Origin of the sequence: Micropruina sp. (assembly GCF_027492755.1) — a bacterium.
Lineage (GTDB): Bacteria > Actinomycetota > Actinomycetes > Propionibacteriales > Propionibacteriaceae > Micropruina.
The window spans coordinates 1-2,676 of sequence record NZ_JAPUED010000062.1; the positions used below are offsets into that span (position 1 = coordinate 1).

7 protein-coding genes are annotated in these 2,676 nt (G+C 66.5%); all 7 read left to right on the top strand.

Going from position 1 to position 2,676, the window contains the following annotated elements:
- On the top strand, positions 1-536 hold a 536-nt coding region (gene rpsC, locus Q0066_RS04135), incomplete at its 5' end, for a 30S ribosomal protein S3 (RefSeq protein WP_298130333.1).
- Positions 537-539: 3 nt separating this feature from the next.
- Positions 540-959 (top strand): 50S ribosomal protein L16, encoded by a 420-nt coding sequence (gene rplP / locus Q0066_RS04140; RefSeq protein ID WP_298130335.1) that lies wholly within the window; start codon positions 540-542, stop codon positions 957-959.
- Positions 959-1,189: a 50S ribosomal protein L29 gene (gene rpmC, locus Q0066_RS04145; RefSeq protein ID WP_298130337.1), complete on the top strand. Its 231-nt coding sequence runs from the start codon at positions 959-961 to the stop codon at positions 1,187-1,189. Before rplP ends, rpmC begins: the two co-directional genes overlap by 1 nt.
- 5 nt (positions 1,190-1,194) lie before the next feature.
- Positions 1,195-1,476 (top strand): 30S ribosomal protein S17, encoded by a 282-nt coding sequence (rpsQ, locus tag Q0066_RS04150; RefSeq protein WP_298130339.1) that lies wholly within the window; start codon positions 1,195-1,197, stop codon positions 1,474-1,476.
- Between the two features lie 7 nt (positions 1,477-1,483).
- Positions 1,484-1,852 (top strand): 50S ribosomal protein L14, encoded by a 369-nt coding sequence (gene rplN, locus Q0066_RS04155; RefSeq protein ID WP_298130340.1) that lies wholly within the window; start codon positions 1,484-1,486, stop codon positions 1,850-1,852.
- A 1-nt stretch (position 1,853) separates the two neighbouring features.
- Positions 1,854-2,225 (top strand): 50S ribosomal protein L24, encoded by a 372-nt coding sequence (gene rplX / locus Q0066_RS04160; RefSeq protein ID WP_298130341.1) that lies wholly within the window; start codon positions 1,854-1,856, stop codon positions 2,223-2,225.
- A partial coding sequence (gene rplE / locus Q0066_RS04165) for a 50S ribosomal protein L5 (RefSeq protein WP_298130342.1) occupies positions 2,225-2,676 on the top strand: 452 nt, incomplete at its 3' end. The genes rplX and rplE, both read left to right, overlap by 1 nt.

Below are 2,676 nucleotides of genomic sequence, written 5' to 3' on the forward strand. Positions count from 1 at the left end.
TCGAGAAGCTGACCGGCAAGCAGGTGCAGCTGAACATCCTCGAGGTGAAGAACCCCGAGATCGACGCCCAGCTGGTGGCCCAGGGCATCGCCGAGCAGCTGAGCGCCCGGGTGGCGTTCCGCCGCGCGATGCGCAAGGCCCAGCAGACCGCCATGCGCTCGGGTGCCACCGGCATCAAGATCAAGTGCTCCGGCCGTCTGGGCGGCGCCGAGATGAGCCGGTCGGAGTTCTACCGCGAGGGCCGGGTGCCGCTGCACACCCTGCGCGCCGACATCGACTACGGCTTCTTCGAGGCCAAGACCACCTTCGGCCGGATCGGCGTGAAGGTGTGGATCTACAAGGGTGACCTGTCGGGCAACCGCGCCGAGCGCGCCGCCCAGCGGGCCGCTCGCGCCACCTCCGGTGGTCAGCGCCGTCCCGCCCGCGGGCCGCGTCGCGACGACCGGGGCGGCCGTCCCGAGCGTGGCGGACGCCGTCGCGCCGAGGCTGCCGAGGCCCCCGCGGCCGAGGCTGTCACCGAGAACGCAGGAGCCTGAGCAATGTTGATTCCCCGTAGGGTCAAGCACCGCAAGCAGCACCATCCCCGGCGGGATGGCGCCGCCAAGGGCGGTACCAAACTGGCGTTCGGCGATTACGGCATCCAGGCCCTGGAGTCCTCGTACCTGACCAACCGTCAGATCGAGAGCGCCCGTATCGCGATGACTCGTCACATCAAGCGTGGCGGCAAGGTGTGGATCAACGTCTACCCCGACCGTCCGCTGACCAAGAAGCCGGCCGAGACCCGGATGGGTTCCGGCAAGGGCTCTCCGGAGTGGTGGGTCGCCAACATCAAGCCGGGCCGGGTGCTCTTCGAGCTGTCCGGCGTCGCCGAGGACGTGGCCCGCGAGGCCATGCGCCTGGCGATCCACAAGCTGCCGTTCAAGGCACGGTTCATCAAGCGGGAAGCAGGTGAGATCTGATGGCGAAGACCAGCACCGCTGCCGACCTGCGCGGCCTCAGCCGCGACGAGCTCAACGCCAAGGTCAAGGAGTTCAAGGAGGAGTTGTTCAACCTCCGGTTCGCCGCCGCCACCGGTCAGCTCGAGTCGCACGGACGGCTCCGCGAGGTCCGCAAGGACATCGCGCGGGTCTACACCGTGCTGCAGGAGCGCAACCTCGGCATCGTTCCCGATCCCGATCAGGACAAGTGAGAGCAATGAGTGAGAGCAAGCGCGCGGAGTCAAATCGATTGGCAGCCCGCAAGGTCCGTGAGGGCGTCGTGGTGTCCGACAAGATGGACAAGACCGTCGTGGTCGCCATCGAGCAGCGGGTCAAGCATCCGCTGTACGGCAAGGTGATGACCAAGACCGAGCGGCTGAAGGCCCACGACGAGGCGAACGATGCCGGCGTCGGGGACCGCGTCCGAGTGATGGAGACTCGTCCGACCTCAGCGACCAAGCGCTGGCGTCTGATCGAGATCCTCGAGAAGGCCAAGTGAGGCAGAGATGATCCAGCAGGAGACGCGACTGAAGGTCGCGGACAACACGGGTGCGAAGGAACTCCTCTGCATCCGGGTGCTCGGTGGCTCCAAGCGTCGCTACGCGGGCCTGGGCGACAAGATCGTCGCCACGGTCAAGGACGCCATCCCGGGCGGAAACGTGAAGAAGGGCGAGGTGGTCAAGGCCGTCATCGTCCGCACGGTGAAGGAGACCCGTCGTCCCGACGGTTCCTACATCAAGTTCGATGAGAATGCCGCCGTGATCCTGAAGGGCGACGGGGAGCCCCGTGGCACCCGCATCTTCGGACCGGTCGGCCGTGAGCTGCGCGAGAAGCGCTACATGCGCATCATCTCGCTGGCGCCGGAGGTGCTGTGACATGGCGAACTCGTTGCATGTGAAGAAGGGTGACCGGGTCAAGGTCATCGCCGGCAAGGACAAGGGTCTGGTCGGCGACATCATCGAGGTGCTGCCCGAGCAGGGCCGGGTGATCGTCGAGGGTGTGAACGTCGTCAAGAAGCACACCCCGGATCGCTCCCAGCAGGGCGGTAAGGACAAGGGCGGGATCATCACCACCGAAGCCCCCATCGACGCCTCCAACGTGCAGTTGGTCGTGAAGGTGGACGGCAAGGAGGTCGTGACCCGCGTCGGTTACGAGCGTCGTGAGGTCACCAAGCGGCGTCCGGACGGCACCGAATACTCCGCGCAGCGGAGCGTCCGGGTCGCCCGCAAGACCGGGAAGGAAATCTGATGACCGCGACCACCGCAGAAAAGACTCTGCCGCGGCTGAAGCAGAAGTATCGCGAGGAGATCGCGCCGGCTCTGCACAAAGAGTTCGAGTACGCCAACGTGATGCAGATCCCCGGGCTGACCAAGATCGTGGTCAACATGGGTGTCGGCGACGCGGCCCGCGACTCCAAGGTGATCGACGGCGCCGTGCGCGACCTCACTCAGATCACCGGGCAGAAGCCGTCGGTGACCAAGGCCCGCAAGTCGATCGCGCAGTTCAAGCTGCGCGAGGGCATGCCGATCGGCTGCCACGTGACCCTGCGGGGCGACCGGATGTGGGAGTTCGCCGACCGGCTGCTCTCGCTGGCGCTGCCCCGGATCCGCGACTTCCGCGGCCTGTCGGCGCGGCAGTTCGACGGCAAGGGCAACTACACCTTCGGCCTGACCGAGCAGGTCATGTTCCACGAGATCGA